At 62.1% G+C, this 26590-nt stretch carries 29 protein-coding genes; 19 read left to right on the top strand and 10 right to left on the bottom strand.

Features of this window, described 5'->3' with window-relative positions; translation table 11 throughout:
* Positions 1 to 435: 435 nt before the first annotated feature.
* Genes pstS through phoB form a run of 6 tightly spaced genes read left to right on the top strand, consistent with a single transcriptional unit; the run spans position 436 to position 5647 of the window.
* Positions 436 to 1497, top strand: a complete 1062-nt coding sequence (gene pstS, locus NKI70_RS04460; RefSeq protein ID WP_352451140.1) for a phosphate ABC transporter substrate-binding protein PstS — start codon at positions 436 to 438, stop codon at positions 1495 to 1497.
* A 59-nt stretch (positions 1498 to 1556) separates the two neighbouring features.
* Complete coding sequence (gene pstC / locus NKI70_RS04455; protein ID WP_352691628.1) at positions 1557 to 2546, top strand: phosphate ABC transporter permease subunit PstC; 990 nt, start codon at positions 1557 to 1559, stop codon at positions 2544 to 2546.
* A 3-nt stretch (positions 2547 to 2549) separates the two neighbouring features.
* Complete coding sequence (gene pstA, locus NKI70_RS04450; RefSeq protein WP_023678532.1) at positions 2550 to 3401, top strand: phosphate ABC transporter permease PstA; 852 nt, start codon at positions 2550 to 2552, stop codon at positions 3399 to 3401.
* A complete protein-coding gene (gene pstB, locus NKI70_RS04445) occupies positions 3398 to 4201 on the top strand; it encodes a phosphate ABC transporter ATP-binding protein PstB (protein ID WP_352451144.1) in 804 nt (267 codons plus the stop codon). The genes pstA and pstB overlap by 4 nt, the downstream gene beginning before the upstream one ends.
* 32 nt (positions 4202 to 4233) lie before the next feature.
* Positions 4234 to 4941 (top strand): phosphate signaling complex protein PhoU, encoded by a 708-nt coding sequence (gene phoU / locus NKI70_RS04440; protein ID WP_023678534.1) that lies wholly within the window; start codon positions 4234 to 4236, stop codon positions 4939 to 4941.
* A gap of 16 nt (positions 4942 to 4957) precedes the next feature.
* Positions 4958 to 5647: a phosphate regulon transcriptional regulator PhoB gene (phoB, locus tag NKI70_RS04435; protein WP_031212149.1), complete on the top strand. Its 690-nt coding sequence runs from the start codon at positions 4958 to 4960 to the stop codon at positions 5645 to 5647.
* Positions 5648 to 5656: 9 nt separating this feature from the next.
* Here the strand turns inward: phoB and NKI70_RS04430 are convergent, their stop codons facing one another.
* Complete coding sequence (locus NKI70_RS04430; protein WP_352696820.1) at positions 5657 to 6901, bottom strand: ROK family protein; 1245 nt, start codon at positions 6899 to 6901, stop codon at positions 5657 to 5659.
* A 286-nt stretch (positions 6902 to 7187) separates the two neighbouring features.
* Between NKI70_RS04430 and xylF the strand changes: the two genes are divergently transcribed.
* The 4 genes from xylF to NKI70_RS04410 all read left to right on the top strand — a co-directional run bounded on the left by xylF (position 7188) and on the right by NKI70_RS04410 (position 12359).
* On the top strand, positions 7188 to 8228 hold the full coding sequence (gene xylF, locus NKI70_RS04425) for a D-xylose ABC transporter substrate-binding protein (protein ID WP_352480859.1): 1041 nt from the start codon (positions 7188 to 7190) through the stop codon (positions 8226 to 8228).
* A gap of 142 nt (positions 8229 to 8370) precedes the next feature.
* Entirely contained in the window at positions 8371 to 9735 is a 1365-nt protein-coding gene (locus NKI70_RS04420; RefSeq protein ID WP_352574833.1) for a sugar ABC transporter permease, read from the top strand.
* A 77-nt stretch (positions 9736 to 9812) separates the two neighbouring features.
* Positions 9813 to 10607: an ATP-binding cassette domain-containing protein gene (locus NKI70_RS04415; protein ID WP_352480857.1), complete on the top strand. Its 795-nt coding sequence runs from the start codon at positions 9813 to 9815 to the stop codon at positions 10605 to 10607.
* Between the two features lie 129 nt (positions 10608 to 10736).
* Positions 10737 to 12359, top strand: a complete 1623-nt coding sequence (locus NKI70_RS04410; RefSeq protein WP_352480856.1) for a CHASE domain-containing protein — start codon at positions 10737 to 10739, stop codon at positions 12357 to 12359.
* A gap of 99 nt (positions 12360 to 12458) precedes the next feature.
* Here the strand turns inward: NKI70_RS04410 and NKI70_RS04405 are convergent, their stop codons facing one another.
* From NKI70_RS04405 to NKI70_RS04385, 5 genes are all read right to left on the bottom strand, one after another.
* A complete protein-coding gene (locus NKI70_RS04405) occupies positions 12459 to 12704 on the bottom strand; it encodes a YMGG-like glycine zipper-containing protein (RefSeq protein ID WP_006328050.1) in 246 nt (81 codons plus the stop codon).
* 346 nt (positions 12705 to 13050) lie between these two features.
* The gene (locus NKI70_RS04400; RefSeq protein ID WP_352480855.1) at positions 13051 to 13221 is read right to left on the bottom strand and encodes a hypothetical protein; all 171 of its coding nucleotides are present in this window, start codon (positions 13219 to 13221) and stop codon (positions 13051 to 13053) included.
* Between the two features lie 132 nt (positions 13222 to 13353).
* On the bottom strand, positions 13354 to 14388 hold the full coding sequence (locus NKI70_RS04395) for a sensor histidine kinase (protein WP_352574835.1): 1035 nt from the start codon (positions 14386 to 14388) through the stop codon (positions 13354 to 13356).
* A gap of 191 nt (positions 14389 to 14579) precedes the next feature.
* Complete coding sequence (locus tag NKI70_RS04390; protein ID WP_023678541.1) at positions 14580 to 14744, bottom strand: DUF1328 domain-containing protein; 165 nt, start codon at positions 14742 to 14744, stop codon at positions 14580 to 14582.
* A 226-nt stretch (positions 14745 to 14970) separates the two neighbouring features.
* Entirely contained in the window at positions 14971 to 15765 is a 795-nt protein-coding gene (locus NKI70_RS04385; protein ID WP_352574837.1) for a response regulator, read from the bottom strand.
* Between the two features lie 216 nt (positions 15766 to 15981).
* Here NKI70_RS04385 and NKI70_RS04380 point away from each other — a divergent pair, with 216 nt between their 5' ends.
* Together NKI70_RS04380 and NKI70_RS04375 are read left to right on the top strand one after the other, a co-directional pair.
* Positions 15982 to 16185, top strand: a complete 204-nt coding sequence (locus NKI70_RS04380) for a NepR family anti-sigma factor (protein WP_023678543.1) — start codon at positions 15982 to 15984, stop codon at positions 16183 to 16185.
* 3 nt (positions 16186 to 16188) lie between these two features.
* Complete coding sequence (locus NKI70_RS04375) at positions 16189 to 16740, top strand: sigma-70 family RNA polymerase sigma factor (RefSeq protein ID WP_023678544.1); 552 nt, start codon at positions 16189 to 16191, stop codon at positions 16738 to 16740.
* A 29-nt stretch (positions 16741 to 16769) separates the two neighbouring features.
* Here the strand turns inward: NKI70_RS04375 and NKI70_RS04370 are convergent, their stop codons facing one another.
* Entirely contained in the window at positions 16770 to 17216 is a 447-nt protein-coding gene (locus NKI70_RS04370) for a response regulator (RefSeq protein WP_352574839.1), read from the bottom strand.
* A gap of 161 nt (positions 17217 to 17377) precedes the next feature.
* Here NKI70_RS04370 and NKI70_RS04365 point away from each other — a divergent pair, with 161 nt between their 5' ends.
* Complete coding sequence (locus tag NKI70_RS04365; protein WP_023678546.1) at positions 17378 to 17704, top strand: ElaB/YgaM/YqjD family protein; 327 nt, start codon at positions 17378 to 17380, stop codon at positions 17702 to 17704.
* Positions 17705 to 17714: 10 nt separating this feature from the next.
* A complete protein-coding gene (locus NKI70_RS04360; protein ID WP_352457967.1) occupies positions 17715 to 18194 on the top strand; it encodes a hypothetical protein in 480 nt (159 codons plus the stop codon).
* Positions 18195 to 18249: 55 nt separating this feature from the next.
* Here NKI70_RS04360 and NKI70_RS04355 read toward each other — a convergent pair whose 3' ends face one another.
* The gene (locus NKI70_RS04355; protein ID WP_352571968.1) at positions 18250 to 19776 is read right to left on the bottom strand and encodes a sensor histidine kinase; all 1527 of its coding nucleotides are present in this window, start codon (positions 19774 to 19776) and stop codon (positions 18250 to 18252) included.
* A gap of 146 nt (positions 19777 to 19922) precedes the next feature.
* Here NKI70_RS04355 and NKI70_RS04350 point away from each other — a divergent pair, with 146 nt between their 5' ends.
* The gene (locus NKI70_RS04350; RefSeq protein ID WP_292659198.1) at positions 19923 to 20096 is read left to right on the top strand and encodes a hypothetical protein; all 174 of its coding nucleotides are present in this window, start codon (positions 19923 to 19925) and stop codon (positions 20094 to 20096) included.
* A 58-nt stretch (positions 20097 to 20154) separates the two neighbouring features.
* Here the strand turns inward: NKI70_RS04350 and NKI70_RS04345 are convergent, their stop codons facing one another.
* A complete protein-coding gene (locus NKI70_RS04345) occupies positions 20155 to 21075 on the bottom strand; it encodes a diacylglycerol/lipid kinase family protein (RefSeq protein WP_352574840.1) in 921 nt (306 codons plus the stop codon).
* A 253-nt stretch (positions 21076 to 21328) separates the two neighbouring features.
* Between NKI70_RS04345 and NKI70_RS04340 the strand changes: the two genes are divergently transcribed.
* Positions 21329 to 22717 carry a PRC-barrel domain-containing protein gene (locus NKI70_RS04340; RefSeq protein ID WP_352574842.1) on the top strand — a complete coding sequence of 463 codons (1389 nt, stop codon included), beginning with the start codon at positions 21329 to 21331 and terminating at the stop codon, positions 22715 to 22717.
* A 52-nt stretch (positions 22718 to 22769) separates the two neighbouring features.
* On the opposite strand, the gene NKI70_RS04335 is transcribed toward NKI70_RS04340, so the two are convergent.
* Positions 22770 to 24362 (bottom strand): alkaline phosphatase family protein, encoded by a 1593-nt coding sequence (locus NKI70_RS04335; RefSeq protein WP_352646711.1) that lies wholly within the window; start codon positions 24360 to 24362, stop codon positions 22770 to 22772.
* A 208-nt stretch (positions 24363 to 24570) separates the two neighbouring features.
* Between NKI70_RS04335 and NKI70_RS04330 the strand changes: the two genes are divergently transcribed.
* From NKI70_RS04330 to NKI70_RS04320, 3 genes are read left to right on the top strand one after another with little or no spacing between them, the layout of a single operon-like run.
* Entirely contained in the window at positions 24571 to 25503 is a 933-nt protein-coding gene (locus NKI70_RS04330; protein ID WP_352574845.1) for a VOC family protein, read from the top strand.
* A gap of 10 nt (positions 25504 to 25513) precedes the next feature.
* A complete protein-coding gene (locus NKI70_RS04325; protein WP_023678554.1) occupies positions 25514 to 26149 on the top strand; it encodes an alpha/beta hydrolase in 636 nt (211 codons plus the stop codon).
* A complete protein-coding gene (locus tag NKI70_RS04320) occupies positions 26142 to 26441 on the top strand; it encodes a GNAT family N-acetyltransferase (RefSeq protein WP_023678555.1) in 300 nt (99 codons plus the stop codon). Before NKI70_RS04325 ends, NKI70_RS04320 begins: the two co-directional genes overlap by 8 nt.
* Positions 26442 to 26590 lie beyond the last annotated feature (149 nt).

The following is a 26590-nucleotide window of genomic DNA, read 5'->3' as shown; positions in this document are numbered from 1 at the left end:
GCACCATACCAAAGCCGCGCTCAGTGGCGACAATGGGATATTCGAAGTTCCGCTCCTCCAGTTACGGGCGGGAGCAGCGACCGCCGGCAAGAAACAGGGTCAGATTTACCCCAACGGACCTGTTTCGGCGATGGCGCGGCCATGACACGTTCTGGCTGCATGCAACGCGCTCCCGTCCGGCTTTTTTCTTTTAAAGCCGGTGGCTACGATCGCCGAGCAGACGATGCCGGCCGGAATTCACGCAAGCTGCTGATTCCAGCGGCAAACCGCGGCCATTCCGACAAAGCCCGCGGCCGCTCCTTCTTACTCCGGCTGGGCGACGTTACCGGAGCGACATGAAACTGTCATGCGACTGTAATAATCGGGGACTATTGGCCTCAGCGGGCGCCGGAGGAATGGCGCCGAGAGACCATATTCCGAACAGGAGCAGGCCACATGAGACATTTCATCCGCTCGGCGGCCGTTGCGATTGCAATGGCTGCGGCGACGACCACCCTCACCCTGTCCGCCGCGCTCGCCGCGGACATCTCCGGCGCCGGCGCCACCTTCCCCTACCCGATCTATGCGAAGTGGGCCGACACCTACAAGAAAGACACCGGCGTTGGCCTTAACTACCAGTCGATCGGTTCCGGCGGCGGCATCAAGCAGATCAAAGCCAAGACCGTTACCTTCGGCGCTTCGGATGCGCCGCTCAAGGGCGACGAGCTTGAAGCGACCGGACTGGCTCAGTTCCCGATGGTGATGGGCGGCATCGTTCCCGTCGTCAATCTCGAAGGCATCAAGCCGGGCGAGTTGGTTCTCGACGGCCCGACGCTGGCCGACATCTTCCTCGGCAAGATCACGAGCTGGGATGACGAAGCGATCAAGAAGCTTAATCCCGACGTCAAGCTGCCTTCGCAGGCGATCGCGGTCGTTCACCGTTCCGATGGTTCGGGCACGACGTTCAACTTCACCTATTACCTCGGCGACGTCAGCGCGGACTGGAAAGAAAAGGTCGGCGTCGACAAGGCCGTGGAATGGCCGGTCGGCATCGGCGCCAAGGGCAATGAGGGCGTTGCCAACAACGTCTCCCAGACCGGCGGCGCGATCGGTTATGTCGAATATGCCTACGCCAAGCAGAACAAGCTCACCCACACCGATATGATCAACAAGGACGGCAAGAAGGTCGAGCCCGCCGCGGCGGCGTTCTCGGCGGCAGCGGCCAATGCCGACTGGAGCTCGCAGCCGGGCTATGGCGTCATCCTCGCCAACGAGCCGGGCGCCGAGTCCTGGCCAATGACGGCGGCAACGTGGATCCTGCTCTACAAGAAGCCGGATGATGCCGCGACCACCGGCGAAGCGCTCAAATTCTTCGCCTGGGCATACGACAAGGGCGACGAGATGGCCGGCGAGCTAGACTACGTTCCGATGCCCGACAAGGTGGTTGAGAGCGTCAAGGCCATGTGGGCCAAGGAAGTCGTCGGCGACGACGGCAAGCCGCTCTACTCGGCTATGTAATCTCCTCCAGGGAGGGCGTCGATGGCGCCCTCCCTGTTGCCTTTAATCGCGAGGACCCAATGACCATCGCTTCCGATGCCATGCCATCATCTGCAGCAGCCCGGGCCAGGGAAGCTACGGTGCGGCGCTTCGCGCTCACAGATGCCATATTCCGCGGACTCACCCGCGCTTCCGCAATTCTTGTGCTGGTCATCCTCGGCGGTGTCGCGATCTCGCTGTTTGCCGGCTCGTGGCAGGCGCTGTCGTCCTTCGGTTTCTCCTTCCTGACGACTGAAAGCTGGAATCCGGTCACTGAAAAATTTGGCGCACTGGCGCCGATCTACGGCACCCTGGTCACGGCGGCCATCGCCATACTGATCGCGGTTCCGATCGGCATCGGCATTGCAGTCTTTCTCACCGAGCTCTGCCCGCGCCCGCTCAGGCGCCCGATCGGCATAGCGGTCGAGCTGTTGGCCGGCATTCCTTCGATCATCTACGGCATCTGGGGCCTGTTCGTGTTCGCGCCGTTCCTGCAGACGGCGATACAGCCCTTCATCATCAACGTCTTCCACGGCGTGCCGGGACTATCCAGCCTTTTCGCTGGCCCTCCTTACGGCATCGGCCTTCTGACCTCGGCGCTGATCCTTGCCATCATGGTGCTGCCCTTCATCACCTCGATCACCAAAGACGTCTTCGATACGGTGCCGGCGGTGCTGAAGGAATCGGCCTACGGCATCGGTTGCACGACCTGGGAAGTGACCCGGCGCGTGGTCATTCCCTATACCCGCATCGGCATCATGGGCGGCGTCATGCTTGGCCTCGGCCGGGCACTCGGCGAAACCATGGCAGTGACCTTCGTCATCGGCAACGCGCATCGCATCAGTGCCTCCCTGTTCGCACCGGGCACCACGATCTCGGCGACCATCGCCAATGAATTCACCGAGGCCGACGGCGACCTCTACACCTCCTCGCTGGTGGCGCTCGGCCTGATCCTCTTCGCCATCACCTTCCTGATCCTTGCCGCCGCCCGCTATATGCTGATGCGGATCGACGCCCGTACGGGAGCCTGACCGATGTCGACATCCTCATCGCTCCACAGCCGCCGCAAAGCCAGGAATTCGGTGATGATGGCGCTTTGCGTCGTCGCCGCCGGCATCGGGCTTGCCTGGCTGGCGCTCATTCTCGGCGCACTGGTCTATAAGGGCACAGCCGGGCTTTCGCTCGCGGTCTTCACCGAGATGACGCCACCACCGGGCGAGGCCGGCGGCCTGCTCAATGCCATCGCGGGCAGCCTGCTGATGACGATCATCGCCGTTGTCGTCGGCACGCCGATCGGCGTGCTGGCGGGAACCTACATGGCCGAGTATGGACGCTTTTCGCGCATCACCACCGTCGTCCGCTTCATCAACGACATCCTGTTGTCGGCGCCGTCGATCATCATCGGCTTGTTTGTCTATGAGCTGATGGTGCGGCCAATGGGACATTTCTCGGCCATTGCCGGCGCCGTTGCGCTTGCCATCCTGGTCATTCCGGTGGTCGTGCGCACCACTGAAGACATGCTCAACCTGGTGCCGAACGCGTTGCGTGAAGCCGGTGCCGCGATCGGCGCGCCACGCTGGGTGGTGATCCGTTCGGTCGCCTACCGCGCCGCATTGTCCGGCATCGTCACCGGCATATTGCTGGCGATAGCACGCATTTCCGGCGAGACGGCGCCGCTGCTCTTCACCGCGCTCAACAACCAGTTCTGGAGCAGCAATATCAACGCGCCGATGGCCAGCCTGCCGGTGACCATCTTCCAGTTCGCTCTCAGCCCTTACGAGGAATGGCAGCAACTGGCGTGGACCGGCGCACTCATAATCACCCTGACGGTTCTGGGCTTGAGCATCCTCGCCCGCAGCCTTACCGGACGCAGAGAGGACAGATGACACAGATGTTGTCCCCAGACATGACGATGGCCGAAACGGTCGCCGAGAAGACGAAGATCGAGGTCAAGAATCTCAACTTCTACTACGGCCAGAGCAAGGCGCTGAAGGACATCAGCCTGTCGCTGCCTGAGCGCAGTGTCACGGCCTTCATCGGCCCTTCGGGCTGCGGGAAATCGACGCTGCTGCGTGTGTTCAACCGCATCTATGAGCTCTACCCAAAACAGACGGCCGAGGGCCAGGTGCTGCTCGACGGCAAGAACATTCTCGACCGGTCGCAGGATCTCAACCTCCTCAGGACCAAGATCGGCATGGTGTTCCAGAAGCCGACGCCGTTCCCGATGTCGATCTACGAGAACATCGCCTTCGGCGTCAGGCTCTACGAGAACCTCGGCAAGTCCGAGATGGACGGCCGCGTCGAACAGGCGTTGAAGCGCGCCGCGCTGTGGAGCGAGGTCAAGGACAAGCTCAACGCCAGCGGCTTGAGCCTATCTGGCGGCCAGCAGCAGCGGCTCTGTATCGCCCGCACCGTGGCCGTGAAGCCGGAAGTCATTCTGCTCGACGAACCGGCTTCGGCCCTCGACCCGCTGTCGACTGCCAAGATCGAGGAACTGATCGACGAATTGCAAGCCGACTACACGATCGTCATCGTCACCCACAACATGCAGCAGGCGGCGCGCGTGTCGCGCCAGACCGCCTTCATGTATCTGGGTGAACTGGTCGAGTTCGACCGGACCGAGAAGATCTTCACGTCGCCCCGCGAGAAGCGCACGCAGGACTACATCACTGGCCGCTTCGGCTGAGCCGTTCCGATCATGCATATGAGGACAGGACCATGGGCGAACACACAGTCGCTTCTTTCGACGAGGATCTCGAGCAGATCAGCAAGCTGATCCGCGACATGGCCGACCTCGCCGGTTCGATGGTCGGCGGGGCGACCAAGGCCCTGTTGAATTCCGACAACGTGCTGGCGCAACGCGTCGTTTCCGACGACGCCATCATGGATGCGCGTCAACGCGAACTGGACGACCGCGCCATAACCCTGATCGCCAAACGCCAGCCGATGGCCCACGATCTTCGCCATGTGGTCGGAGCGATCCGCATGGCGGGCGACCTCGAACGCATCGGCGATCTTGCCAAGAATATCGCCAAGCGCGTGAGTGCGGTCGGCCTCAGCGCCACGCCGCGGGACCTGTCGCATTCCATCGACGCGATGGCGCAGCTGGTTCTCATCCAGGTGCAGGGTGTCATCGAGGAATATGCTGCAGGCGATGCGGCCGCGTTGGCCAAGCTGCGTGCCGCCGACGAGCGCATCGACGTCAAATACACGTCCGTGTTCCGCGAGCTCTTGACCTACATGATGGAAGATCCGCGCAACATCACCGCTTGCACGCACCTGCTGTTCTGCGCCAAGAATCTGGAGCGGATCGGCGACCATGTCACCAACATCGCCGAAAATGCGTATTATGTGCTGACCGGCGAGCAATTGCCGGTCAATCGTCCGAAGCAGGACGAAACGACAATGTCCGCACCGGTGACATGATGGGGGTGCCCAGCCGATGATCGCACCACGCATAATGGTGGTGGAGGACGAGGAGCCGTTGGGTGTGCTGCTCCGCTACAATCTCGAATCCGAAGGCTACCAGGTCGAGGTGGTGACACGCGGCGACGAAGCCGAGATCCGTTTGCAGGAGAATGTGCCCGACCTTTTGGTGCTCGACTGGATGATACCAGCGGTTTCCGGCATCGAGCTCTGTCGTCGGTTGCGGGTGCGCCCCGAAACCGAGCGGCTGCCGATCATCATGCTGACCGCGCGCGGCGAGGAGAGCGACCGGGTGCGCGGTCTTTCGACCGGCGCCGACGACTATCTGGTCAAACCGTTTTCGACACCGGAATTCATGGCCAGGGTCAAGGCGCTGCTGCGGCGCGCCAAGCCGGAAGTGCTGTCCAGCGTGCTGAAGGTAGGCGACATCGTGCTCGATCGCGAATCGCACAGGGTCTATCGCAAGAAGAGCGAAATCAGGCTCGGGCCGACCGAATTCCGGCTGCTCGAGTTCATGATGCGGCATCCGGGCCGTGTCTTCTCGCGCAGCCAGTTACTCGATAATGTCTGGGGCGAGACAATCTACATCGACGAACGCACCGTCGACGTGCATGTCGGGCGGCTGCGCAAAGCCGTCAACAACGGCCGGATGCCGGATGTCATCCGCACCATCCGCGGTGCCGGCTATGCGATCAGGGAAGATTGACCCGCCTGGTCAGGCTACGTTCTTTCTGACGCTGGGCCTCATTTGCGCGCCCGGCGCGAAAATCTCCTGGTCGACGAAGCTTAACGCCCGCATCGCGCAGCCTTCGCGGATCAGCGGCAATTCGTTCGGCTCTGTATCGAAGGAGATCGAGCCTGAATGCTGGCCGCCGGCGGTCTGGGCGATTGCCTTCCGCATGGCCGGCTCGATCAGATCGAAGGCGGCGGCACTGGCGCCGACCATCGCGACCGGTGCCGGATCGATCAGCGCGAACAGCGAGCCGAGACCGAAACCCAGCGCTTCGCCGGCCTTGCGGTAGGCCTCGCGTTCCGGCCCATCTTTCTCGCGCGCCCGGGCCGCCAGTGCTCGCATGTCGGCGTCGCTGACGTCGGCGATCGGTTCGCTTTCTTCGCTCATCTGCCTGGCGTTGCGCCAGATGGCGTAGTTGCCGGCATAGGCCTCGATGCAGCCGCGCCGCCCGCAACGGCAGAGCGCGCCGCCCGGACGATGGATCATGTGGCCAAATTCGCCACCCGAGGAATGCGTCCCGGTGAACAGTTCGCCCTTCAGCACCAGCCCCATGCCGATGCCATGCGAAAGCAGGATGGCGATGAAGTCGTCGCGATAGCGATCCGGATTGCGCCAGCGCAAAGCCACCGCCATCATGTTGCAGTCGTTCTCCACCGTTGCCGGGATGCCGAATTCGTCCTCCAGCATGTCGGCAAAGGCGATGTCGGTCTGCGGCGTGATCGGCGACCACAGCATGGCGCGTGCAGGGGAGTCGGTAATGCCCTGAATCGCCAGGGCGATGCGGGCGACACTGCGGACGTCAAGGTCTGGATCCTGCAGCCGGCGCCGGACGATGGCCATGCATTCACGGATCAGCTCGTCGCGCGGCATGGTCAGCGTGTCCAGCCGGCGCTGTTCCTCGGCGACCACCTGTCCCGTATAGTCGATAATGGCGGCCGACAGGAAATTCAGCGACAACACCACGGTCAGCACCGCCGCCGCTTCCGGGTTGAGGGCGAGGCCGACCTGCGGACGACCGCGTTTCAACGAAACGGGCTCACTTGCCTTGCTCTCGGCGAGGATGCCTTCCCGTATCAGGTCGGAAGAGATCGCCGATATGGTCGAATGACTGAGGCCGGTAGTAGCTGCGATCTCAGTACGCGATGGCTGGCCGGCCCGGCGCACCGCCGAGATCACCATCGCCCGGTTGCGCCGGCGCAAATCGTCATGGCGGATTCCGACCGACATTGTTTTGCTTTCCTCCCGGTTGCCGCGGCCGCTCATGAACCGGAAGCCGTCGGTAATGTCCGACAAATAGTGTCGGACGCAGGCAAATAGTGTCAGATGCAGGTGGCGCTGTCATCGTTTATTCCGACGCTCGAAAAAACTCGCAGAGTCATCAAAATCCATCAGAATCGATGTTGACAGCAGCCGGAGATCGGGCCAGTATTTTTTCGAGGCTCGAAAAAATTAGAGCTTCTAAGCTGGTCTTTGAGCCAATTGGTCACGCCGTACGCGGCGCAGGGAGGATATGATGAAGAAATTCACGACCGCCATTCTGGCGGGTGTCGCCATGACGCTGGCGCTGGCGTCGGTGGCGCAGGCTAAAGACAAGGTCATCGGCGTTTCCTGGTCGAACTTCCAGGAAGAGCGCTGGAAGACCGACGAGGCCGCAATGAAGGCGGCCATTGAGGCCGCAGGCGACAAGTATATTTCCGCCGACGCACAGTCCAACCCCGGCAAGCAGCTCACCGACGTCGAGAGCCTGATCTCGCAGGGCGCCAGCGCACTGATCATCCTGGCGCAGGACGCCTCGGCCATCGGGCCGGCCGTGCAGAAGGCACTGGACGAAGGCATCCCGGTCGTCGGCTATGACCGGCTGATCGAGAACAAGGACGTGTTCTATCTGACCTTCGACAACAAGGAAGTCGGCCGCATGCAGGCCCGCGAAGTCTTCAAGGTGAAGCCGGAAGGCAACTACGTCTTCATCAAGGGTTCGGGTTCCGATCCGAATGCCGATTTCCTGTTTGCCGGTTCGATGGAGGTGCTGAAGGAGGCCATTGACGGCGGCAAGATCAAGAATGTCGGCGAGGCCTATACGGACGGCTGGCTGCCGGCCAACGCTCAGAAGAACATGGAACAGTTCCTGACCGCCAACGACAACAAGGTCGATGCCGTGGTCGCCGCTAATGACGGCACTGCCGGCGGCGTCGTCGCCGCGCTGACGGCGCAAGGGCTGGCCGGATCGGTTCCGGTTTCGGGCCAGGACGGCGACCACGCCGCGCTGAACCGCATCGCGCTCGGCACACAGACCGTGTCGGTGTGGAAGGATGCGCGCGAGCTCGGCAAGAATGCCGCCGAGATCGCCTCGCAACTGGCCGACGGCAAGCAGATGACCGACATTGCCGGCGTGAAGGATTTCACCACGCCCGGCGGCAATACCGTCAAGTCGTTGTTCCTGACCCCGGTCGCCATCACCAAGGACAACCTCAACGTCGTCATCGACGCCGGCTGGATCAAGAAAGAAGAGGTCTGCGCCGGGGTGACGGCTGGCACTGTTGCAGTCTGCAACTGAGCCGACGTTTCCGAAAAGTCCGAACGCCGCGGCCGCTCGCCGCGGCGTTTTTCCAACAAGAGTTGTTTTTCCGCTTCCGGCGGATAACTTCTAGGCTGCTTCCGGCATCCGCGGCAGACGGCAACCCGGCGGGAGAAACATCATGACCGACACGACGTCCAACACGCCGGTCGACAGCACGACAGACCGGGCACGGGAATCCGAACTCGGCATTGTTGCCCGATTTCTCAAGGCAACCGAACTCGACACGCGCATGCTCGGCATGGTCGGCGCGCTGCTGGTCATCTGGGTCGGCCTGCATGTCATTTCTAGCGTACGGCTCGGCGTCAATCCGTTCGACTTCGACAGCCGGACCTTCCTGACGCCACGCAATCTCTGGAACCTGTCGGTGCAGACTTCGGCCGTGGCCATAATGGCCGCCGGAATGGTGCTGGTTATCGTCATGCGCAATATCGACCTGTCGGTCGGCTCCGCCGAAGGCCTGATCGGCGTGGTCATGGGTTTTGCGCAGGTGCATTTCCTGGTGCGAATGGTCGGTCTGCAATTAGGCAACCCCTGGATCTGGATCCTGGCGCTGGCCATCGGCCTCGCGCTTGGCCTTCTGATCGGAGCGTTCCAGGGATACATCATCGCTTATCTCGAGGTGCCGGCCTTCATCGTGACGCTGGGCGGCCTTCTGGTCTGGCGGGGTGCCGCATGGTGGGTCGCCAGTGGGCAGACGATTGCGCCGCTGGATGCCACTTTCCAGCTGATGGGCGGCGGACCGACGGGTTCGATCGGTGCGCGATGGAGCTGGATCGTCGGAATTGTCGCGTGCCTGGCGGTTGTGTTCATGCTGCTCAACGGGCGGGTGCAGCGCAAGCGGTTCCGCTTCCCGTTACGCCCGATCTGGGCCGAGACGTTCCTCGGGGCCGTCACTTGCCTTGTCATCATGGGCGCCATATGGCTTGCCAATTCCTATCCTTGGCCGGTCGGCATCGTGAACAGATATGCGGCGGCCAACAATATAACCGTTCCCGAAGGCGGGCTGTTCATCGCCCATGGCATCGCCATACCCGTGCTGATGGCTGTAGCCGTAGGGCTGATCATGACCTTCATCGCCAAGCGTACCCGTTTCGGCCGCTATGTCTTCGCCATCGGCGGCAATCCGGAAGCAGCCAACCTTGCCGGTATCAACACGCGCTGGGTGACCATGAAGGTGTTCATGATCATGGGCGTGCTGGCGACGATCGCCGCAGCGATCTCGTCAGCCAGGCAGAACTCGTCGACCAATGCGCTGGGCACGCTGGACGAGCTCCTGGTCATCGCGGCGGCGGTGATCGGCGGCACGTCGCTCGCCGGCGGCTCCGGCACAGTGCTCGGCGCCATGCTCGGCGCGCTTTTGATGCAGTCGCTGCAGTCCGGTATGGTGCTGCTCGGCATCGATTCGCCGCTGCAGAGCATCGTTGTCGGAGCCGTGCTGGTGGTCGCGGTGTGGCTCGATACCGTCTATCGCAAACGGGTCTGAGCATGATCCCGCAAGGTGGAAACCGGTTTTCGTACAACTTGATGCTCAAGCAGGATCTATAGGGAGGAAGGACGAGCATGGCAGACAAAACCGCTCCCACGCCGCTGATCGACATGCGCAACATCTCCATCGCTTTCGGCGGCATTCGCGCCGTCGACGATGCCTCTGTCGACCTTTTCCCGGGCGAGGTGATGGCTTTGCTCGGTCACAACGGTGCCGGCAAATCGACGTTGATAAAAATCCTGTCCGGCGCCTACAAGCGCGATGCGGGCCAGATTTTCGTCAACGGCGAGGAAGCTTCGATCTCCAATCCCCGCGACGCCAAGAAGTACGGCATCGAGACGATCTACCAGACGCTGGCGCTGGCCGACAATGTCGATGCGGCCGCCAACCTGTTTCTCGGCCGCGAGCTGATGACCGGCTGGGGTACGCTCGACGACGTCGCCATGGAGGCCGAGGCGCGCAAGGTGATGGGCAGGCTCAATCCGCGTTTCCAACGCTTCAAGGAGCCGGTGGTAAAGCTTTCGGGCGGCCAGCGGCAGTCGGTGGCGATCGCCCGCGCCATCCTGTTCAATGCTCGCATCCTGATCATGGACGAGCCGACGGCGGCACTCGGGCCGCAAGAGACGGCGCAGGTCGGCGAACTGGTCAGGCAGCTCAAGTCCGACGGCATCGGCATCTTCCTGATCAGCCATGATATTCACGACGTGTTCGAGCTTGCCGACCGTGTCTGCGTCATGAAGAACGGTCGGGTTGTCGGAACGACGCGCACAACCGACGTCACCCAGGACGAGGTGCTCGGCATGATCATCCTCGGCAAGTGCCCACCCGGCGCCATTCCGGGGCCGGGCGCGCTGAAGATCGCCGCATGAACGAGAATTAGCCGGCTAATCACAAGCCGCCAAAATGTGCCAGCCGTCACCATGCATTGGCCTCGCCATTGTGTTGGCGTCAGGACTTGCCCATAAAGATGCCGAACCGTCCACGGGACGTATCAGCAATTGAAGAAGCTTTTTCCGACCGTCGCTTTTATCGCCGTCGCGCTGATCAGCCTGACGATGGCGGGTTTTGCCTATTTTGCCACCCAGGAGGCGGCCCGCATTAAATTCGAGGCGACGGCAGACGACGCGCTTAACCGGATCGAAAGCCGCATCGACCTGGACCTGTCGCTGCTGCGTTCGACCCGGGCGCTGTTCGACGCACGCAATGGCGGTATCTCGCAGGGCGAGTTCAAGGCCTTCTTCAACGCGCTCGACATCGAGAATAATTTCGCCGGCCTGCGCGGCATCGGTTTCCTTCGCCTGGCGAAAACTGGCAACGAGGCGGCGGTCGAGCGCGACATCCTGCACGATCACGGCGCAAGCCATCCGATCTATCCCGACACGAACTTACCGTGGCGTACGCCCATCGTGCTGTTCGAACCGCTGGATCCGTCCAACAAATCCAGCATCGGCTACGACATGTTCACCGGGCCGGCGCGGCGCGAGGCGATCGAAAAGGCGATGACCGACGACCAGCAGCACGCCAGCGGGCTCGTGCAGTTCGGCAAGGATACGGGTGCCGCGCAGACCTTTACCGGGTTCCTCGTCTTCGTCCGGCTCAATGTCGAAACCGCGCCGGACGCCGTGAACGCGACGAGATCCTCGACTGCCGGCTTCCTTTATGCGGCCTTCCGCGCCCGTGATCTGTTCCAGGCTGCGCTCAGCCGGGCACCATTGCTGCCGGTCAACACCGAGATCTATGACGGCACGGTGGACAGCGACAACCTGCTGTTCCAATCGGAAACGCCGCCTGTTTCGAGCCTCGGCGACAGGCTGCTGGTCACCCGCAAGATCACCGTCGCCGGCCGGCCGTGGGTCGTCCTGTTCAGGCCGACAAGTGCTTTCTCGCAACCTTCCTCGCGCGCCATCCCGGTGATGCTCGGATTGTTCGGACTGCTGCTTGCGGGCGCCATCGCGCTGGTGGCCCGCTATCAGGAGCGGGCCTATGAGGCGGTCTCGCTGCTTCACGAAACGACCGAAAAGAGCCTGCTGGAAAAAGACCTGATGCTGCAGGAGATGAAGCATCGCATCAAGAACTCGATCACGCGGGTGCTGGCAATCGCGCGCCAGACAGCATCGCACACCACCGACGTCCAGGAATTCTCGGCTTCTTTCTCGGCCCGGCTGCAGGCGATGGCGGCTTCCCAGGACATGCTGACGCGCTCACGCTGGCAGAAAGCCGATCTCGGCGACCTGCTGCGCATCGAGCTAGGCCAGGTGTTCGGCAGCGAGCTTCCTGAAGGGCTGCTGTCGGGACCGCAGGTTCTTCTCGATGAAAAGACGACGCAGGCACTCGGCCTCGTCTTTCACGAACTGGCGACGAATGCGCTGAAGCATGGCGAAGCCGGCAATTCAGTCGGTGCGCTGAAGGTCGACTGGTCGCTCGACGCCCGTAGCGGCACCCGGACATTGGCTCTCAACTGGCGCGAGGCCGGTCAGAAGAAGCTCGAGACACCGGCAAAGAGCGGTTTTGGCACCAGACTGATCGATCTCAACGTCACGCGCGAATTGCGTGGCACAATCAGGCGCGATTTTCGCGAAGATGGCTTGAACGTGGAAATCAAGGTTCCGCTGCCGGCCTGAAACGCCGTCTCGTGGGCCGCGTCGCAACAGCGCTCTAAAAGGGCAAACGCGGAGACAGGTGGCCTGCCTCCGCGTTTGCTGTTCGCCTGGAGCTCGAAACTAGTTGCAGCGAGCTGTGTAAATCCGGCCGTGACGATCTCTGTATTGGCAGTAGCCATTTTGCAGACGGCGAACGAGCAGACCGCCAATCGCACCAGCGCCGGCGCCGATCAAAGCGCCCTTGCCGCCGCCGACAGCGCCACCAATGAGCGCGCCGCCCACAGTGCCGATACCCACGTTCTCTTCCGTGGTGGTGCAGCCGCTGACCGCAACCACGGCAACCATGGCAATAATCATCTTCCGCATGGAGTCATCCTCACTTTTGTCCTCACTTTAATAAGCTCCAGCCGCCATTTAGCATGAAAGTACGGCCTTTGCCCGCACGATTTCATTGTTGATTAAGATAGTCTTTTTCGGGGCGTGCGCCGTTCGATGCTACCACGAACCCGGAAATCTCCAAGGACGCATCGAGCGTGCCGCTGGGACGCACGTTCCAGACGATCCTGTCATAGTCGTCCTCGAGCACCGGATCGACGGCAAGGCATCTGGCGACGACATGTTGGGCCTGGCCCGGCAGGTCGGTGACCGCGAACGGGCACGGCCGAGCACTCGGGCAGTGGTTTCAAAGCGATCAAGCAGAGGCGAGTTCGATTCAGATCAGTTGGGACGCGGCGGTCAGGACGATCGCGGCCATAAGCGCGATAGCGGCGAAGCGGAGGGGCGAAGCACGAGGCGCGGGCGCTGCGGACGCGTCGGGATCCTGAAAACCGCCCATCGAGACGCGAGCGGCCTGTTCCAGTCTGTTCAAGTCGGCAGCCGTCAAGGCCCATTCCCTTCATTTTGTGCCAAACTCAATCCGGTGGATCGGCACGTTCGCACAGGATCGGACTTTATGGTGAACAGTCGGTTAAAGATGGCGATGCGCAGCAAGCCTTCGCGCGGCGACCGCCGCTCGTTAATCCGTCTCGAAATTGCCGTGAGGAACGACAAGGCGGTATTCGAGGCGGTTCCCGGTGATCTCAAGTGTCGCCGTTCCATTCAATGAAGTGGGCACGACGCGTTCGAGCGCGACGCTGCCAAAACGCTTCTCACTGCGCTGATTGTCGTTGGCTCCGATCACTTCGGCCCATGTCAGCGACAGCGCAGGCTCGCCAGCGGAAGCTGCCGTCAGATCGGCCGTCACCTCGACGAAACCGTCGCTGCGCGACAGTGCGCCATAGCTGACCGAATTGACGGCGAGCTCATGCATGGCCAAGCCGATGTGCAAGGCGGCATTGGGGTTGAGATATGGATTTGCGCCGCGGAAGCGTAGGCTGTGCAAGGGATCCGCGCCGTACCTGCCGACCTGACCGGAAACCAGCTCGCGCAGCGCCGCTCCCCGCCAGTTGGATGACGTAACCAAATCCTGCGAGGAGGCCAGCGACTGCAATCGGCCGCGGAAGCGCGTCAGGAAATCGTCAATGCTGCCGGAATAACGGCCCGTCTGGGTGGCGATACTCTGGATGATGGCCAAAAGGTTCTTGGAGCGATGACTGACTTCGCGCAGCAGCGCCTTCAACGTCTGCTCCCGGCGTTTCTGCTCGGTTGTTTCGACCATGGTGGTCACGACGCCCTGCACCGCGCCGGTCTCGCTGCGGTCGGCGTCTATCCACACCTGAAACCAGCGGGCGCCGTCATCGGCCGGCACGCTGAGTTCAAGATGTTGAGGATTGCCGGAGACGATGACGTCGTGCTTGGCGGCGCCGATACGCTCTGCCTGCGCCGGCGGCAAGATGCCGGTGTTGTCGGAGGCATCGGAAGTCCAGGGCGCGCGCATGTTGCGCGCCCACACCGTCTTCATCTCGCGATCCTGGTACAGGACGGAAATCCCGGCATTGTGCAGTGCATGGAGAAGGGCCCGGCCAAGCTGCATCCCGCTTTCGGCGGGATGCAAAGCGATGATCTCATCACTCTGGCCGCGGTCTTTCATTTTTCCGACTCTGGAACGCATCGGTCAATTTGCTCAACCCATGTCGGGCTGAACGGTTCGCGGAAAAATGGGTTCCAAAAGGAGGAGGTTCGTATCAAGCCTTAAAAAGCGGTCCGCCGAGCGGCATCCCGTTGGAGGACACTGCCCGGCGGTGGCTGGAAACCGTTTGAGGGGTGCGGCTTCCAGTGTTCGCTTGAATGGCCGCTTGGCATTCACGCTCGTCTGATCAGGCCGGCAATAAGCGATATGATCAGGAAGGCGAGAAAGATGAAGAACAATATCTGCGCTATGCCGGCCGAGGTGCCAGCGATGCCGCCGAAACCAAGCGCACCGGCGATAATCGCCACGACGAGAAATACGAGCGCCCAGTAAAGCATGATCGATCTCCTTCCAATGCTGCGGTGAAAACGTGATTCGCCTCCGTTTGTTCCACCATTTTCCGAAAAAGACGATGCTGAAAATCTTCAGGGCCCGAATTGCCGCGGTGTATGGAAAGGTCCAGTTGGTTGCCCCAGTTGGTTGCCAGTGAATTGAGCCGGCGTCACGCCCATCTGATCCGAGAGAGCGGCTGTCTCGGCGGCCGCAGTTCGGCCGTCCGCTGTTTCATGCCGCGGCTTTCGCGTGCCGGTCAAAGAACAGGGCCTGGCTGATAAGAGCCTTGACCATGTCCGGATTGAACGGCTTGGTAACCAGGAAAGCCGGTTCCGGCCGCTCGCCGGTGAGCAGGCGCTCGGGAAAGGCGGTGATGAAGATCACCGGTACCGAGGTCGACGACAGGATCTCATTGACGGCCGCTATGCCCGAACTTCCGTCGGCAAGCTGGATATCGGCAAGCACCATCTTTGGCCGCGCCTTGCCGAACATCGCCACCGCCTCGGCGTGGGTGCGCGCCGTTCCGACGACGCGGTGGCCGAGGCTTTCGACCATTTCCTCGATATCCATGGCGATCAGCGGCTCATCCTCGATGATCAGCACGTCGGTTGCCACCTGACGGGAGATCTCGTTGCTCGCCTGCGCGAGGAGTTCGGAGAATTCCTGTTCGTCGACGTCGAGAATCTCCGCCGCCTCGTCTTCGCTGAAGCCTTCGACCGCCACCAGCAGAAAGGCTTGGCGGGGGCGAGGCGCAATTGCATTCAGATTGGCCGCGGCACGCTGTTCCCATGCCGACTGGGCATGCTCCTGCGGAACGCGAATGGCCACTGAGGTGAAGAGCTTGGCAAAGACCTTGTAGAGCGCGATGCGGTCGTCCGATGCGTTCGGAAAGATGTCGACATCGGCAATGATGGCTTCGAGCATTGCGGCGACCAGCGCGTCGCCGCTCTCCTGCGATCCGGATACTGCGCGCGAGAAGCGGCGCAGGAACGGCAGGTGCGGAGCGATGGTTGCTGATAGGCTCATATTGGACGTCTCCCTCATATGACGTGATTGCATGTTACAGCTAAAAACGGTTCGCAAGCCCAAAGTTGAAAACGCGGGTTCTGCGAAAAAGTTCCGATCATGCGGAACTAAATATATGGGCTGGCGTTTAGGGGCGGGTTGGGCAACCAGACGAGGCTGCCGCTTGCATTGCGTTATGTGTTGAAGGGCGGCTTAAGGCTGGGACAAAAGGGCGAAATGAAGAACATGACGAAAGCTACCATGGGTGGCGTTGGCAACGGGCGCCGGGCTGCTTCCCGCGACCCGCTTGGGCCGAACTCGGAAATCGGCCGCAAACTCAAACAATACTATGACGAGCTGGTCTCCGACAATGTGCCGGATCGCTTCGCCCAACTGCTCAGCCAGTTGGAAAAGGCCGAACCTGTACAAAAGAAGGACTGAGGCATGGCGGCCGTCTCCCAGGGCTTCAAGACCGACTTGCTCGGCTCGATCCCGAGCCTGCGGGCTTTTGCCGTGTCGCTGACGCAAAACGCCGACAAGGCCGACGACCTGGTGCAGGAAACATTGGTCAAGGCCTGGGACAAGCATGAAAGCTTCCAGCCCGGCACCAACCTGAAGGCATGGCTGTTCACGATCTTGCGCAACGAATTCTATTCGCAGATGCGCAAGCGCGGCCGCGAGGTGCAGGACAGCGATGGCGTCATGACGGCCAGGCTTGCCGTTCACCCGGCCCAGCACGGCCAGCTTGACCTCGAAGACTTTCGCGGCGCGCTCGAGTTGCTGCCAGAAGACCAGCGCGAAGCCATTATCCTCATCGGCGCGTCGGGCTTCTCCTACGAGGAAGCGGCCGAGATCTGCGGCTGCGCCGTCGGAACGATCAAGAGCCGCGTCAGCCGCGCCCGCACACGGCTGCAGGAAATTCTGAAGATCTCCGGTGAAGACGAGTATGGCCCGGACGCAATTTCGGCTCAGGTAACCGGGTCGACGGCTGCGTGAAGCGCGGCGTCTTCGAACCGCTCCGCGCCTCAGCGGAGAGGCGTTCGCCTGCAGGCCGCCGCCACTGCCTCGACGAGATCGTCTCCCGAATAGGGCTTGGTGACCAGTCTGACGCCGGGAAAGGATTCCTTGATCTCGTCCGTATCCGAATAGCCCGAGGCGAAGACGAACGGGATGCCCGCTTCACGCAGCCGCGAAGCAAATTGGAGCGTCGAAACGCCGCTCAGCATGAGGTCGACGATGGCCACATCGAACTGCGCCGCAACGTCTTGCTGTTCGATCTCAGTCAGCTCACGGGCGATGACCACATTGAGCGCGCCGTAGTCGCGGCAAAGCTGCTCGATATCCATGGCAATCAGGAACTCATCTTCCAGGATAAGAATCCGCAAACCGTCAAGTGATGCGCGCACGCAGCAATATCTCCTTAAATGCGTCTCTAACGTGAAACGGGGGAAGTCATGATCGGTATTTGGCATGCTGTCATTTAAAAAAGATGTGCCGGCGCGGATGCGTCGGCCTCGGCCCGTGCAAGGCATTTGCAACGCGCGCTGCCGGAGATAGGGTCAGAAGAGGTTCGTGCCGGAACCTTGGGGTCTGTCGGGCGTTTCGACCGAGCAAAAGCATGGAGAGTGAAGCAATGGCGACTGCCGCAGGAAAGGCCGCGAACGAAGCCCGCACGAATTCCGATATTGAGGCCGACATCGCACAATTGAAGGCCGACATCGACCAACTTACCAAGCTGTTGGCCAAAACTGGCGAACATGGCTACGGGGCAGCACGGCGAGCCGCCGCCGAAAGCGTCGAGCAGTTGCGAACCCAGGGCGAGGCAGCCTTCGACAGCCTGCGCAGCAACGCCAGGGACATCGAGGCGCAGATGATAGCGCATATGCGCGAAAAACCGGTGACTTCGCTGGCGATCGCCGCAGGCGTCGGATTCCTCTTCGCTCTTCTCGCGCGCCGTTAGTTCTGCACGCATGGGAATGCTTGCATCGCTGATCTCGGGCCTCGCCTCGGGCGAAACCATTGCGGCGGTGCAACGCGCACGCGTCGCTGCGATTGTCTATTCGATCGCAGCGCTCGCGGCGCTGTGCGGCCTCGGCTTCCTCGTCGGGGCGGCCTATATCTGGACGGCGGCCCGCTATGGGCCGATGGCAGCTTCCCTGAGCTTCGGGATCGGCTTTCTGGCAATCGCCGGTCTCATCCTGCTCGTCTACCGGATGTCGGCCGGCTCGCGCGCCAGGCGCCGGGCGAAGCGACGCAACGCCGACATGAAGGCTATCGGCATCACTGCGGTACTCGCCGTGCTGCCGGCGCTGCTCAAGGGCAAAGGTGGCCCGGGGAAGGCCGGACTGGGCGCGATTCTCGGCCCGGCGATAGCACTCGCTGCCTACGCTATCTACCGCGAGAACGTGAAGCGCGGCTCCGATGATCCGGATATCGGCAAACGGGAATAGTTCGGAGGGATAGTTCGGGGCAAACGATTCTGGCGCCGGTCGCAAAATGCTGGCGTCACAAATCTTCGAGCGGAATCGATATTTCGGCGACCACGCCTTCCGGCCGGAATTCATGGGTCACCTCGCTGGAAATGACCTTGGCCAGGCTGCGGCGGATCAGGATCGAGCCGAAGCCATGGCGTTTGGGCGGCGCAACCCGCGGGCCGCCGCTTTCACGCCAGGCCAGCAACAGACGCCGTGCGCCCTTCCTGCCTTGTACCCTCCAATCGAGATCGACCTTTCCGGAGGAAACCGAGAGCGACCCGTATTGCAGTGCGTTGCTTGCCAGTTCATGCAGGATCAGCCCGAGCCCGACTGCCTGGTCGGGTGACAGCAGGACATCGGCGCCGGAGATCGCCATGCGCGATTGTCCGGCGGCTTGGAACGGCTTTAGCTCGATCTCCACCAGCTCGCGGATGCCGATGCCGCGCCACTCGCGGTCCGACAGCAGGCTGTGCGCAACGCCCAGTGCCTGCAGCCTGGCGCTGAAGGCTTCGAGGAATTCGCTTGGCTGGCGGGCATGGCGAACGGTCTGCGTCGCCAGCGCCTGTACGGTTGCCAAAGTGTTCTTGACGCGGTGATTGAGCTCGCGCAGCAACAGCCGTTGACGTTCGTCGCCAAGCTTGCGTTCGGTAATATCGTAGTTGACGCCGAAGATCAGCGTTGGCTTGCCCTCGCCGTCGCGCTCTATGACGCGGCCGCGCGTTGCGATCCATCGCGGCGGATCGAGGCCTTTGACACGGTATTCGCCAAAATAATCGTCGCTGCCGGTCAACGCGTCGCGAAAGCGTGTTTCGGTCTGGTGAACGTCGCGCGGGTCGATGGCGGTCAGGATGTCGCGCGCCCTCAGCCTGTTCGACTTCGGCAGGTTGAACAATTCGGACAGCAGGACATCGCAGTCGATCATATCGCTGCGGATATCCCATGCCCAGCTGGCAAGCGAAGCCGCGTCGAGCGCGATGGCGCGCCGCTTTTCCTCTCGAACCAGTGCTGCCTTGGCAATCGCCGCACTGCGGGTTGCATCCTTCAGCGTGAACAGGCTGGCGGCAAGGCCGGCCAGCGCCGACAGCTGGTCGAGCTGGACAGAGGAGGGACGTGCGTGCGGCTTCCGGTCGAGCACGCACAGCGTGCCGATCAGCGCGCCGTCGATTACGATAGGCACGCCTGCGTAAAAGCGGATATGATGCTCGCCGGTGACCAGCGGATTGGCTTTGAACCGCGGATCCGCCGCCGCGTCGGCCACCACCATCGGCACGTTGCCGGCTGCGATGGTATAGGCGCAGAACGATGTCTCGGTTGCGGTTTCGGTCTCGTCGAGGCCGATACAGGACTTGAACCACTGCCGCTCGGCATCGACCAGCGTGATCAGTGCGACAGACGTTTGCATCGCCGAAGCGGCAAGACCGCCGATACGATCGAAATCAGGGTCGGCAGCCCCGTCCAGCGTGTCGAGGCCGTGCAGCACGGCAAGACGGTCCGCGGCGCCCACCACACGGCGAATATCGGCCGGCAGGCCCGGCGTGTTCTGGCTATTGTCGTCCACTATGCCCCCGGTGGCCGGCTCCGCTGATTGGTCAGGCCAACCGGCCCGTCTGCCGCCTTGCAGAGCCGGAACTTTCGCGGCGGGGGACCGTTACCAGCCAACGCCCCGCCAGTTACGCCTGCCGGCGCCAAATATGGAGCCAGACAATGCCAAAAACCATTCCTGAAAACAAAGCCCGTCAAGGGCGGCGGGGTCGGCATGTCCTTCGTATCCTGATCGCCGCGCTGTTGCTGGCTTTTATCGCCTGGGGCGTCGCCGAAATCTACGGCTGGATGATCGAGACGCCGAAGACCGAACAGGGCAACACGCCCAGCGGCTAGGTTCTCTCCATCGCTCGCGCCAGTTTGCATCACACAACCCCACATCACGCATCCCACGTCAGGCAACCTTTGCCTCGGCGGCGCGCGCCGGGACGAGAACATTCAACGCGCGCGGATGGATTTCGACGGTCGTCTCGCGATCGAGCTTTACCAGTTCGCCGTCCATGACGGCCTGAACTTTCCTGTTCGTCGAATGGATTGTCAAAACGGCGCGGTTTGCCTGATGGATTTCGACATGCTCGTTACCGCGCCATTTGCCACGGGCGACGTCAAAGAGGAACCTGATCAACTCGCCGCGCCGCCTTGCCACGGTGACATAGATGCCCAGCACGCCGCCTGCCGGATTATCGGCATAGGGCAGGTGGCCCTCGCCGAACAGATTGTTGGTGATGCCGATGCCGGTGATCCGCGTTCTGATCTCGGCCTCACCGACCGTCAGCGTTACGTTCATGGCCGGCGGGTTGTTGATCGTTGCCCAAGCGGCTCGCACCGAGGCGCGCATCTTCCCCAACCGCGAGCCGAATTCCATCTTCTGGCGCAGTTGCACCATCCTGGCGTGCATGCCGATCGAGAATTGATGCACGAAAGGCCGGCCGTTGGCTGTTGCAATGTCAATCGCCATCACCTCGCCGTCGGCAAACGATTTCAGTGCCGCATCAAGGGTCTGCGGAATGCCGAGGCCGCGCGCAAAAAGATTCATTGTGCCAGCCGGCAGAATTGCAAGCGCCTTCTCCCCATTCATCAAACGGGCTGCCGCGGCCGAGATGGTGCCGTCGCCGCCGCCCGCCAGCACGACGTCGATGCCGCGCCTGGAAGCTATGTCGTCCAGCGTGGCGACGATATCCTTGCCGGCGGCGATGTCGATATCGATCGAGTGACCAGCAGCCTCAAGCGTACCGCGGATCCGGCCGGCGAAGGCCTCAAGATCGATGGTGCGCAGGGTGCCGCCGTCCTTGTTCAGCACCGCTGCAAACCGCATGGCCGCTCCATTTTTCCAGCACCTATCCGGCCGGGACGGGGTCCCAGCCGGGAGTGGAACGGGGCGGCCGAGAAAATGTTCCTTTCGACCAGCGTGACGAATCCGAGAACCTTCGACATGGCACCGGGTGCGCCACGGCTTTTTTCGGAACAACAGTGTGGTCACAACGTTGTGAACATGCAGAAGACGCTGCGCCCGCAGCGACGCTATGCGGGCACGGCGTGCACGAAATCACCGACGAGGAGACACTAAGATGATCCGCACCCTTTTAACCACGACAGCAGTCGCAACATTGATTGCGACGGGTGCATTTGCGCAATCGGCGACGACCCCGGCGCCGGCGCAAGCACCCGCCGTAGAGAATTCCGCTCCAGCCGCTCCGGTGCAACGCGCCGAGGGCAGCCTTGTCACCAATATCATCGGCGAGTCGGTTTATAACGGCACCGGCGACAATGCAGAGAATATCGGCAAGGTCACCGATGTCGTCTTCGACGAACGCGGCCAGGTAAAATCCATCGTCATCGGCGTCGGCGGGTTCCTCGGCATTGGGACCAAGAACGTCGCCTTCGACTACAGCAAGATGCAATGGGCCGAAAGAAATGGCGATCGCTGGCTGATAGCGCAAACGACGAAGGATGAGCTGACGGGTCATCCGGATTTCGACCGCAAGCCCTATGATCCGGCGCCTGCAGCGACAGACACCACGGCTACGGCTCCTGCCGCTCCGTCGACCTCCACCGATACGGCGCAGAACGCCCCGGCGGCGCCGGCCGGTAACAACCCCGCTCCGGTCGTGAAGCGCGCGGAAGGCAATCTTGCCACCAATATCATCGGCGAGACCGTCTACAACGGTACCGGCGACGACGCCCAGAACATCGGCGACGTAAACGACATCGTCATCAACAAGGAAGCCAAGGCGCAATCGCTGGTCATCGGTGTCGGCGGCTTCCTCGGCATAGGTGAAAAGAACGTCGCCTATGACTTCGACAAGGCGCAGTGGGCCGAGAGGAACGGCGATCGCTGGCTGGTTGCCCAAACCACCAGGGAAGAGCTGACGGCGCAGCCGGATTTCGACCGCAAGCCCTATGATCCGGCCCCGGCGACCACAGCGTCGAACGATGCCGCGGCTAATGCGCCAGCCGTCGTCACGCCTACCGTGACGGCCAGCAACACTGCCACGACCGATAACACTGCGACGACCAACAACACTGACCAGGCCAGTAAGACGGCTCAAAATGCTCCGGCAGCGGCGCCTCCGGCTAATTCCACGGCCGACCAGACCAAGACCGGGTCGATCGACAAGTCGACGCTAACCGAAATGCCGATGGGCGAAATCCGGGCCGAGGATCTGGTTGGAACAACCGTTTACGGCGCCAACGATGTCAACGTCGGCGAGATCGGCGATATCGTGCTGGGCGGCGACAAGAAGGTCGACGCAGTCATCATCGACGTCGGCGGCTTCCTTGGCATCGGCGAGAAGGAGGTGGCGGTCGGCATGGACAACCTGAAATTCATGACCGACAAGAACGGCAAGCGCTATCTCTACACGAACTTCACCAAGGAGCAGCTTGAGGCGCAGGCCCCCTATGACAAGGCCAGCTATGCGCAAAATCGCGAGAAACAGCGCATGATCATGCGCTAAGCTGCGCACAGGCCGACAGAGACCCCCGCGCCGGCAACGGCGCGGGCTTTGCTTATCTCGAGGGGAAGCCGGCGACATGGCCGGCAACGCCATTGTCCGTCAATTCGGCGAGCGCCAGCGACTGATCGAGATGCTCGGCCCGCCAGGCGAGCAACTTCTCGGCAAATTCCAGCCGTGCCAGCAGATAGGCTGGGTCGTCAGCGACATTGGTCAACTCGCGCGCATCCTTCTCCAGGTCGAAGAGCAAGGGCGGCAGGCCGCCGCCGAAATTCACATATTTGAACTTTTGCGTGCGGATGACGGCGAGATTGCACTGGCGTGAACCGATGCCGAAATACCGTTCGGCATCACCATCCGCGATCGAGCGGAAATCGAACTCCCAATGCGCCGCGTCGCGCCAATCGTCTGGCTCCGTCGCGTCCAGGAAAGGCGCCAGCGAGCGGCCGTCGAGATGCGGCAGCACTTCGCCGCCAGTGAGCTCGAGCCTAGTGAGATCGAGCAAGGTCGGTGCCAAATCCACCGCCTCGGTGAAGCGGTCGACACTGCTGCCGGCAGCCTTGCGGTGGCGCGGATCGCGAATGATCAGCGGAATATGGAAGCTGCCGTCGAAGAAACCGCCCTTGCCCAGCATGAAATGATCGCCCATCATCTCGGCGTGGTCGGAGGTCAGCACGATGACGGTGTCGTCCCATGCATCGGCCGCCTTGACCGCTTGCCAGACCCGGCCAAGCTGCGCGTCGACCTCCGAGATCATGCCGTAATAGAGCGCCCGGATGCGGCGAAAATTGTCGTCGCCCCAGTCGCGCACCTTGCCCTCCGAGCCGGGACGGAATTTCGACCGTTCCTGCCGGTCAAGTTCATAGGCGAGATAAGGGTGGCTTGCTGCTTCGGCCTGCCAGCTTTCGGCGCGGTCAAAAGCTGGACCAATGGCCGGATCGTACATGGCGTTGTAAGGCGCTGGCACGATGAAGGGCGGGTGGGGGCTGATGAAGGAAAGATGCGCGAACCACGGGGCATCGCGCTCCTGCTCGCCGAGCCAGCGGATGAATTCGCCGGCCAGGAAGGCCGACGGCGTCTCGTCCTTCGAATAGATTGGCGGACCGTTGCTGATCGCGCCGTCGTTTTCCAGGATTTCGCCCGCCGGGCGGTGAATGGCGGGGGAGCCGGCGCCGGCATCGACGCCGCGCGCCTTGAGCCATGACAGCCAGGGCTTCTGGTGCTCGGGCAGAAGCTGGCGCACGGTGAAGCCGGGCAGCACGCCTTCATAGCTTTTCAGCTGCGGGTCGCCAGGCGCCAGCGTGCGCGGGTCGCGCGCCATGTCGGTATAACCGAACAGCGTCGGATCATAGCCGAGGGCGCGTGCCCAGAGGGCTATGTTGCCGTGGCGGGCGTCGAGCGGCGTGCCGTTGCGGCAGACACGATTGTTCATCTGGTAGAGGCCGGTGTAGAGGCAGGCGCGCGCCGGCGAGCAAGGTGCGGCGCCGCCATAGTGCTTCTGGAACAAAACGCCCTCGGCAGCCAGCGCGTCGGCATTCGGCGTCCTTACCACCTTGTGGCCAGCAGCTGACAGGCAGTCGCCCCGCCACTGGTCGCAGGTGATCAGGAGAATATTGGGGCGTTTTCCACTCAACCGCTGTATCCTCATGCTGGCTACATGCGTCGCTCATGGAGCGCAATTTCGGCGAGTATGCAAGCCGGTCCAGTTTGCCGAATGGTGAACAAAACCTGCTTCGTCGTTCACTTTAACAGCACAGTCCATTCTGTGTTTGCCGCCTTTGCGGCCAGGAGGCGGATGCTCATATTTGCGTGGACAGCGGCAAGGGCCGCACCGGCACAAGGAAAGGAGCAGAAACATGCTCGACCAAGTCAAGGGCCTGCATCACGTCACCTCGATGGCCAGCGATGCGCGCCAGAACAATGAATTCTTCACCGGGACGCTCGGTCTGCGGCGGGTCAAGAAAACCGTCAATTTCGACGCACCCGATGTCTACCACCTCTATTACGGCGACGAGGTCGGCACGCCCGGCTCGGTGATGACCTACTTCCCGTTCCCGAACATCGGCAAAGGCCGCCATGGAATCGGCGAAGTCGGTACCACCGCTTACTCGGTGCCCGAAGGCACGCTCGGTTATTGGGAGAAACGGTTTGCCGAGCAAGGTGTCACTGGGCTGTCCCGCGAGGAGACGTTTGGCGAGAAGCGTCTTGCGTTCGCCGGTCCCGACGGCGACGGGTTTGCGCTGGTCGAGGACAGAGCGGACAACCGTGCGCCATGGGCCAAGGGTGGCATTCCCACCGACGAGGCGATCCGCGGCTTTCACTCGGTGTCGCTCAGGCTGAAAGATGGCGGCGCCACCGAAGAGCTGCTGAAATTCATGGGTTATGAGGAGGTCGACAAGTCCGGCAACGTCAGGCGGCTGGCGGTGAGGAACGGCAACGGCGCCGACGTCGTCGATATCGAATCGCTGCCAGGGGCCGGCTTCGCCAATCTCGGCGCCGGCTCGGTCCACCATGTCGCTTTCGCCGTCGAGAACCGCGCCAAGCAGATCGAAGTGCGCAAGGCGCTGCTCGATACAGGTTATCAGGTGACGCCGGTGATCGACCGCGATTATTTCTGGGCGATCTATTTCCGCACACCGGGCGGCGTGCTGTTCGAAGTCGCCACCAACGAGCCGGGCTTCGACCGCGACGAGGATACCGCCCATCTTGGCGAGGCGCTGAAGCTGCCGTCGCAACACCAGCATTTGCGGCCCTATCTCGAGCAGCATCTGCAGAAACTGGAAGACTGAGGGCAAGGTCATGAGCAAGGATTCGTATATTCACAAAGTGCTGCCCGGTTCGCCTGATGGACCGCTGCTCTTCGTCTTCCATGGCACCGGCGGCGACGAGGCCCAGCTTCTGTCGCTTGGACGCGATCTCGCGCCGCAAGCGACGATCGTCGCTCCGCGCGGCGATGTCTCGGAACAAGGCGCCGCACGCTTCTTCCGCCGGACCGGCGAGGGCGTTTACGATATGGGCGACATCACGCGAGCGACGGACAAGATGGCCGGCTTCGTCAAGGCACATGTCGAGACGGCAAGGCCATCTTCGGTGCTCGGCCTCGGTTACTCCAACGGCGCCAACATCCTGGCCTCGGTGCTGTTTGCCGAACCGTCGCTGTTCGACGCAACGGTGCTGATGCATCCGCTGATCCCGTTCGAGCCGGAGGTCAAGGGCAGCCTTGGCGGCAGCCGCATCCTGGTCACCGCCGGCAGGCGGGACCCGATCTGTCCGCCTGATTTGACGGCGCGGCTTGAAGCCTATTTGCGCGCCGATGGCGCCGATGTCACAGTCGAGTGGCATGACGGCGGCCATGAGGTGCGGCCGAGCGAGATCGAGGCGGCGCGGCGGTTGTTCGCCCTTGCGCCGGATGAAAGGACCGCAAGCCATGTCTGACCTATTGCCCGAGATCGAGATGGAGGACCGCGGCTCGAAGGGCCGCTACCTCCTGCGTGGGCCGGGCGGCGCCGAGGCTGAGATGACCTTCACCAAGATCGGCGAGCACCAGATCATCATCGACCATACCGAAGTGCCGGATGCATTTCGCGGCCAGGGCGCGGGGCTTCGCCTGGTCACCCGTGCCGTCGAGGATGCACGTGCGGCGGGCAAGACGATCATCCCGCTTTGCCCGTTCGCCAATGCCCAATTCCGCCGCCATCCGGAATGGGCGGACGTGCTGAAGCGGTAAGCACAGCCCCTCGATGAATGACAGGAGAAGGGGTGCGCGGCTTTACCGCGTGCCCCTTTGGCCATTGGAGGCGTACAAACACAGCGGCAACATGCGGGATTTGCGCAGAGCGCCAACCTTGCCTAAGTATTGCCAGCAACCGGCTCGCC

The sequence above is a fragment of the Mesorhizobium sp. M0500 genome (assembly GCF_040321165.1).
Lineage (GTDB): Bacteria > Pseudomonadota > Alphaproteobacteria > Rhizobiales > Rhizobiaceae > Mesorhizobium.
Note: the sequence above shows the minus strand (reverse complement) of the source record. Positions and strands in the feature narration are given on the sequence as shown.

Coding starts and splice junctions, on each gene's coding strand:
- pstS (WP_352451140.1), top strand. CDS start 436: ATGAGACATTTCATCCGCTCGGCGGCCGTTGCGATTGCAATGGCTGCG.
- pstC (WP_352691628.1), top strand. CDS start 1,557: ATGACCATCGCTTCCGATGCCATGCCATCATCTGCAGCAGCCCGGGCC.
- pstA (WP_023678532.1), top strand. CDS start 2,550: ATGTCGACATCCTCATCGCTCCACAGCCGCCGCAAAGCCAGGAATTCG.
- pstB (WP_352451144.1), top strand. CDS start 3,398: ATGACACAGATGTTGTCCCCAGACATGACGATGGCCGAAACGGTCGCC.
- phoU (WP_023678534.1), top strand. CDS start 4,234: ATGGGCGAACACACAGTCGCTTCTTTCGACGAGGATCTCGAGCAGATC.
- phoB (WP_031212149.1), top strand. CDS start 4,958: ATGATCGCACCACGCATAATGGTGGTGGAGGACGAGGAGCCGTTGGGT.
- NKI70_RS04430 (WP_352696820.1), bottom strand. CDS start 6,901: ATGTCGGTCGGAATCCGCCATGACGATTTGCGCCGGCGCAACCGGGCG.
- xylF (WP_352480859.1), top strand. CDS start 7,188: ATGAAGAAATTCACGACCGCCATTCTGGCGGGTGTCGCCATGACGCTG.
- NKI70_RS04420 (WP_352574833.1), top strand. CDS start 8,371: ATGACCGACACGACGTCCAACACGCCGGTCGACAGCACGACAGACCGG.
- NKI70_RS04415 (WP_352480857.1), top strand. CDS start 9,813: ATGGCAGACAAAACCGCTCCCACGCCGCTGATCGACATGCGCAACATC.
- NKI70_RS04405 (WP_006328050.1), bottom strand. CDS start 12,704: ATGCGGAAGATGATTATTGCCATGGTTGCCGTGGTTGCGGTCAGCGGC.
- NKI70_RS04395 (WP_352574835.1), bottom strand. CDS start 14,388: ATGCGTTCCAGAGTCGGAAAAATGAAAGACCGCGGCCAGAGTGATGAG.
- NKI70_RS04390 (WP_023678541.1), bottom strand. CDS start 14,744: ATGCTTTACTGGGCGCTCGTATTTCTCGTCGTGGCGATTATCGCCGGT.
- NKI70_RS04385 (WP_352574837.1), bottom strand. CDS start 15,765: ATGAGCCTATCAGCAACCATCGCTCCGCACCTGCCGTTCCTGCGCCGC.
- NKI70_RS04380 (WP_023678543.1), top strand. CDS start 15,982: ATGAAGAACATGACGAAAGCTACCATGGGTGGCGTTGGCAACGGGCGC.
- NKI70_RS04375 (WP_023678544.1), top strand. CDS start 16,189: ATGGCGGCCGTCTCCCAGGGCTTCAAGACCGACTTGCTCGGCTCGATC.
- NKI70_RS04370 (WP_352574839.1), bottom strand. CDS start 17,216: ATGCCAAATACCGATCATGACTTCCCCCGTTTCACGTTAGAGACGCAT.
- NKI70_RS04365 (WP_023678546.1), top strand. CDS start 17,378: ATGGCGACTGCCGCAGGAAAGGCCGCGAACGAAGCCCGCACGAATTCC.
- NKI70_RS04360 (WP_352457967.1), top strand. CDS start 17,715: ATGGGAATGCTTGCATCGCTGATCTCGGGCCTCGCCTCGGGCGAAACC.
- NKI70_RS04350 (WP_292659198.1), top strand. CDS start 19,923: ATGCCAAAAACCATTCCTGAAAACAAAGCCCGTCAAGGGCGGCGGGGT.
- NKI70_RS04345 (WP_352574840.1), bottom strand. CDS start 21,075: ATGCGGTTTGCAGCGGTGCTGAACAAGGACGGCGGCACCCTGCGCACC.
- NKI70_RS04340 (WP_352574842.1), top strand. CDS start 21,329: ATGATCCGCACCCTTTTAACCACGACAGCAGTCGCAACATTGATTGCG.
- NKI70_RS04335 (WP_352646711.1), bottom strand. CDS start 24,362: ATGAGGATACAGCGGTTGAGTGGAAAACGCCCCAATATTCTCCTGATC.
- NKI70_RS04330 (WP_352574845.1), top strand. CDS start 24,571: ATGCTCGACCAAGTCAAGGGCCTGCATCACGTCACCTCGATGGCCAGC.
- NKI70_RS04325 (WP_023678554.1), top strand. CDS start 25,514: ATGAGCAAGGATTCGTATATTCACAAAGTGCTGCCCGGTTCGCCTGAT.
- NKI70_RS04320 (WP_023678555.1), top strand. CDS start 26,142: ATGTCTGACCTATTGCCCGAGATCGAGATGGAGGACCGCGGCTCGAAG.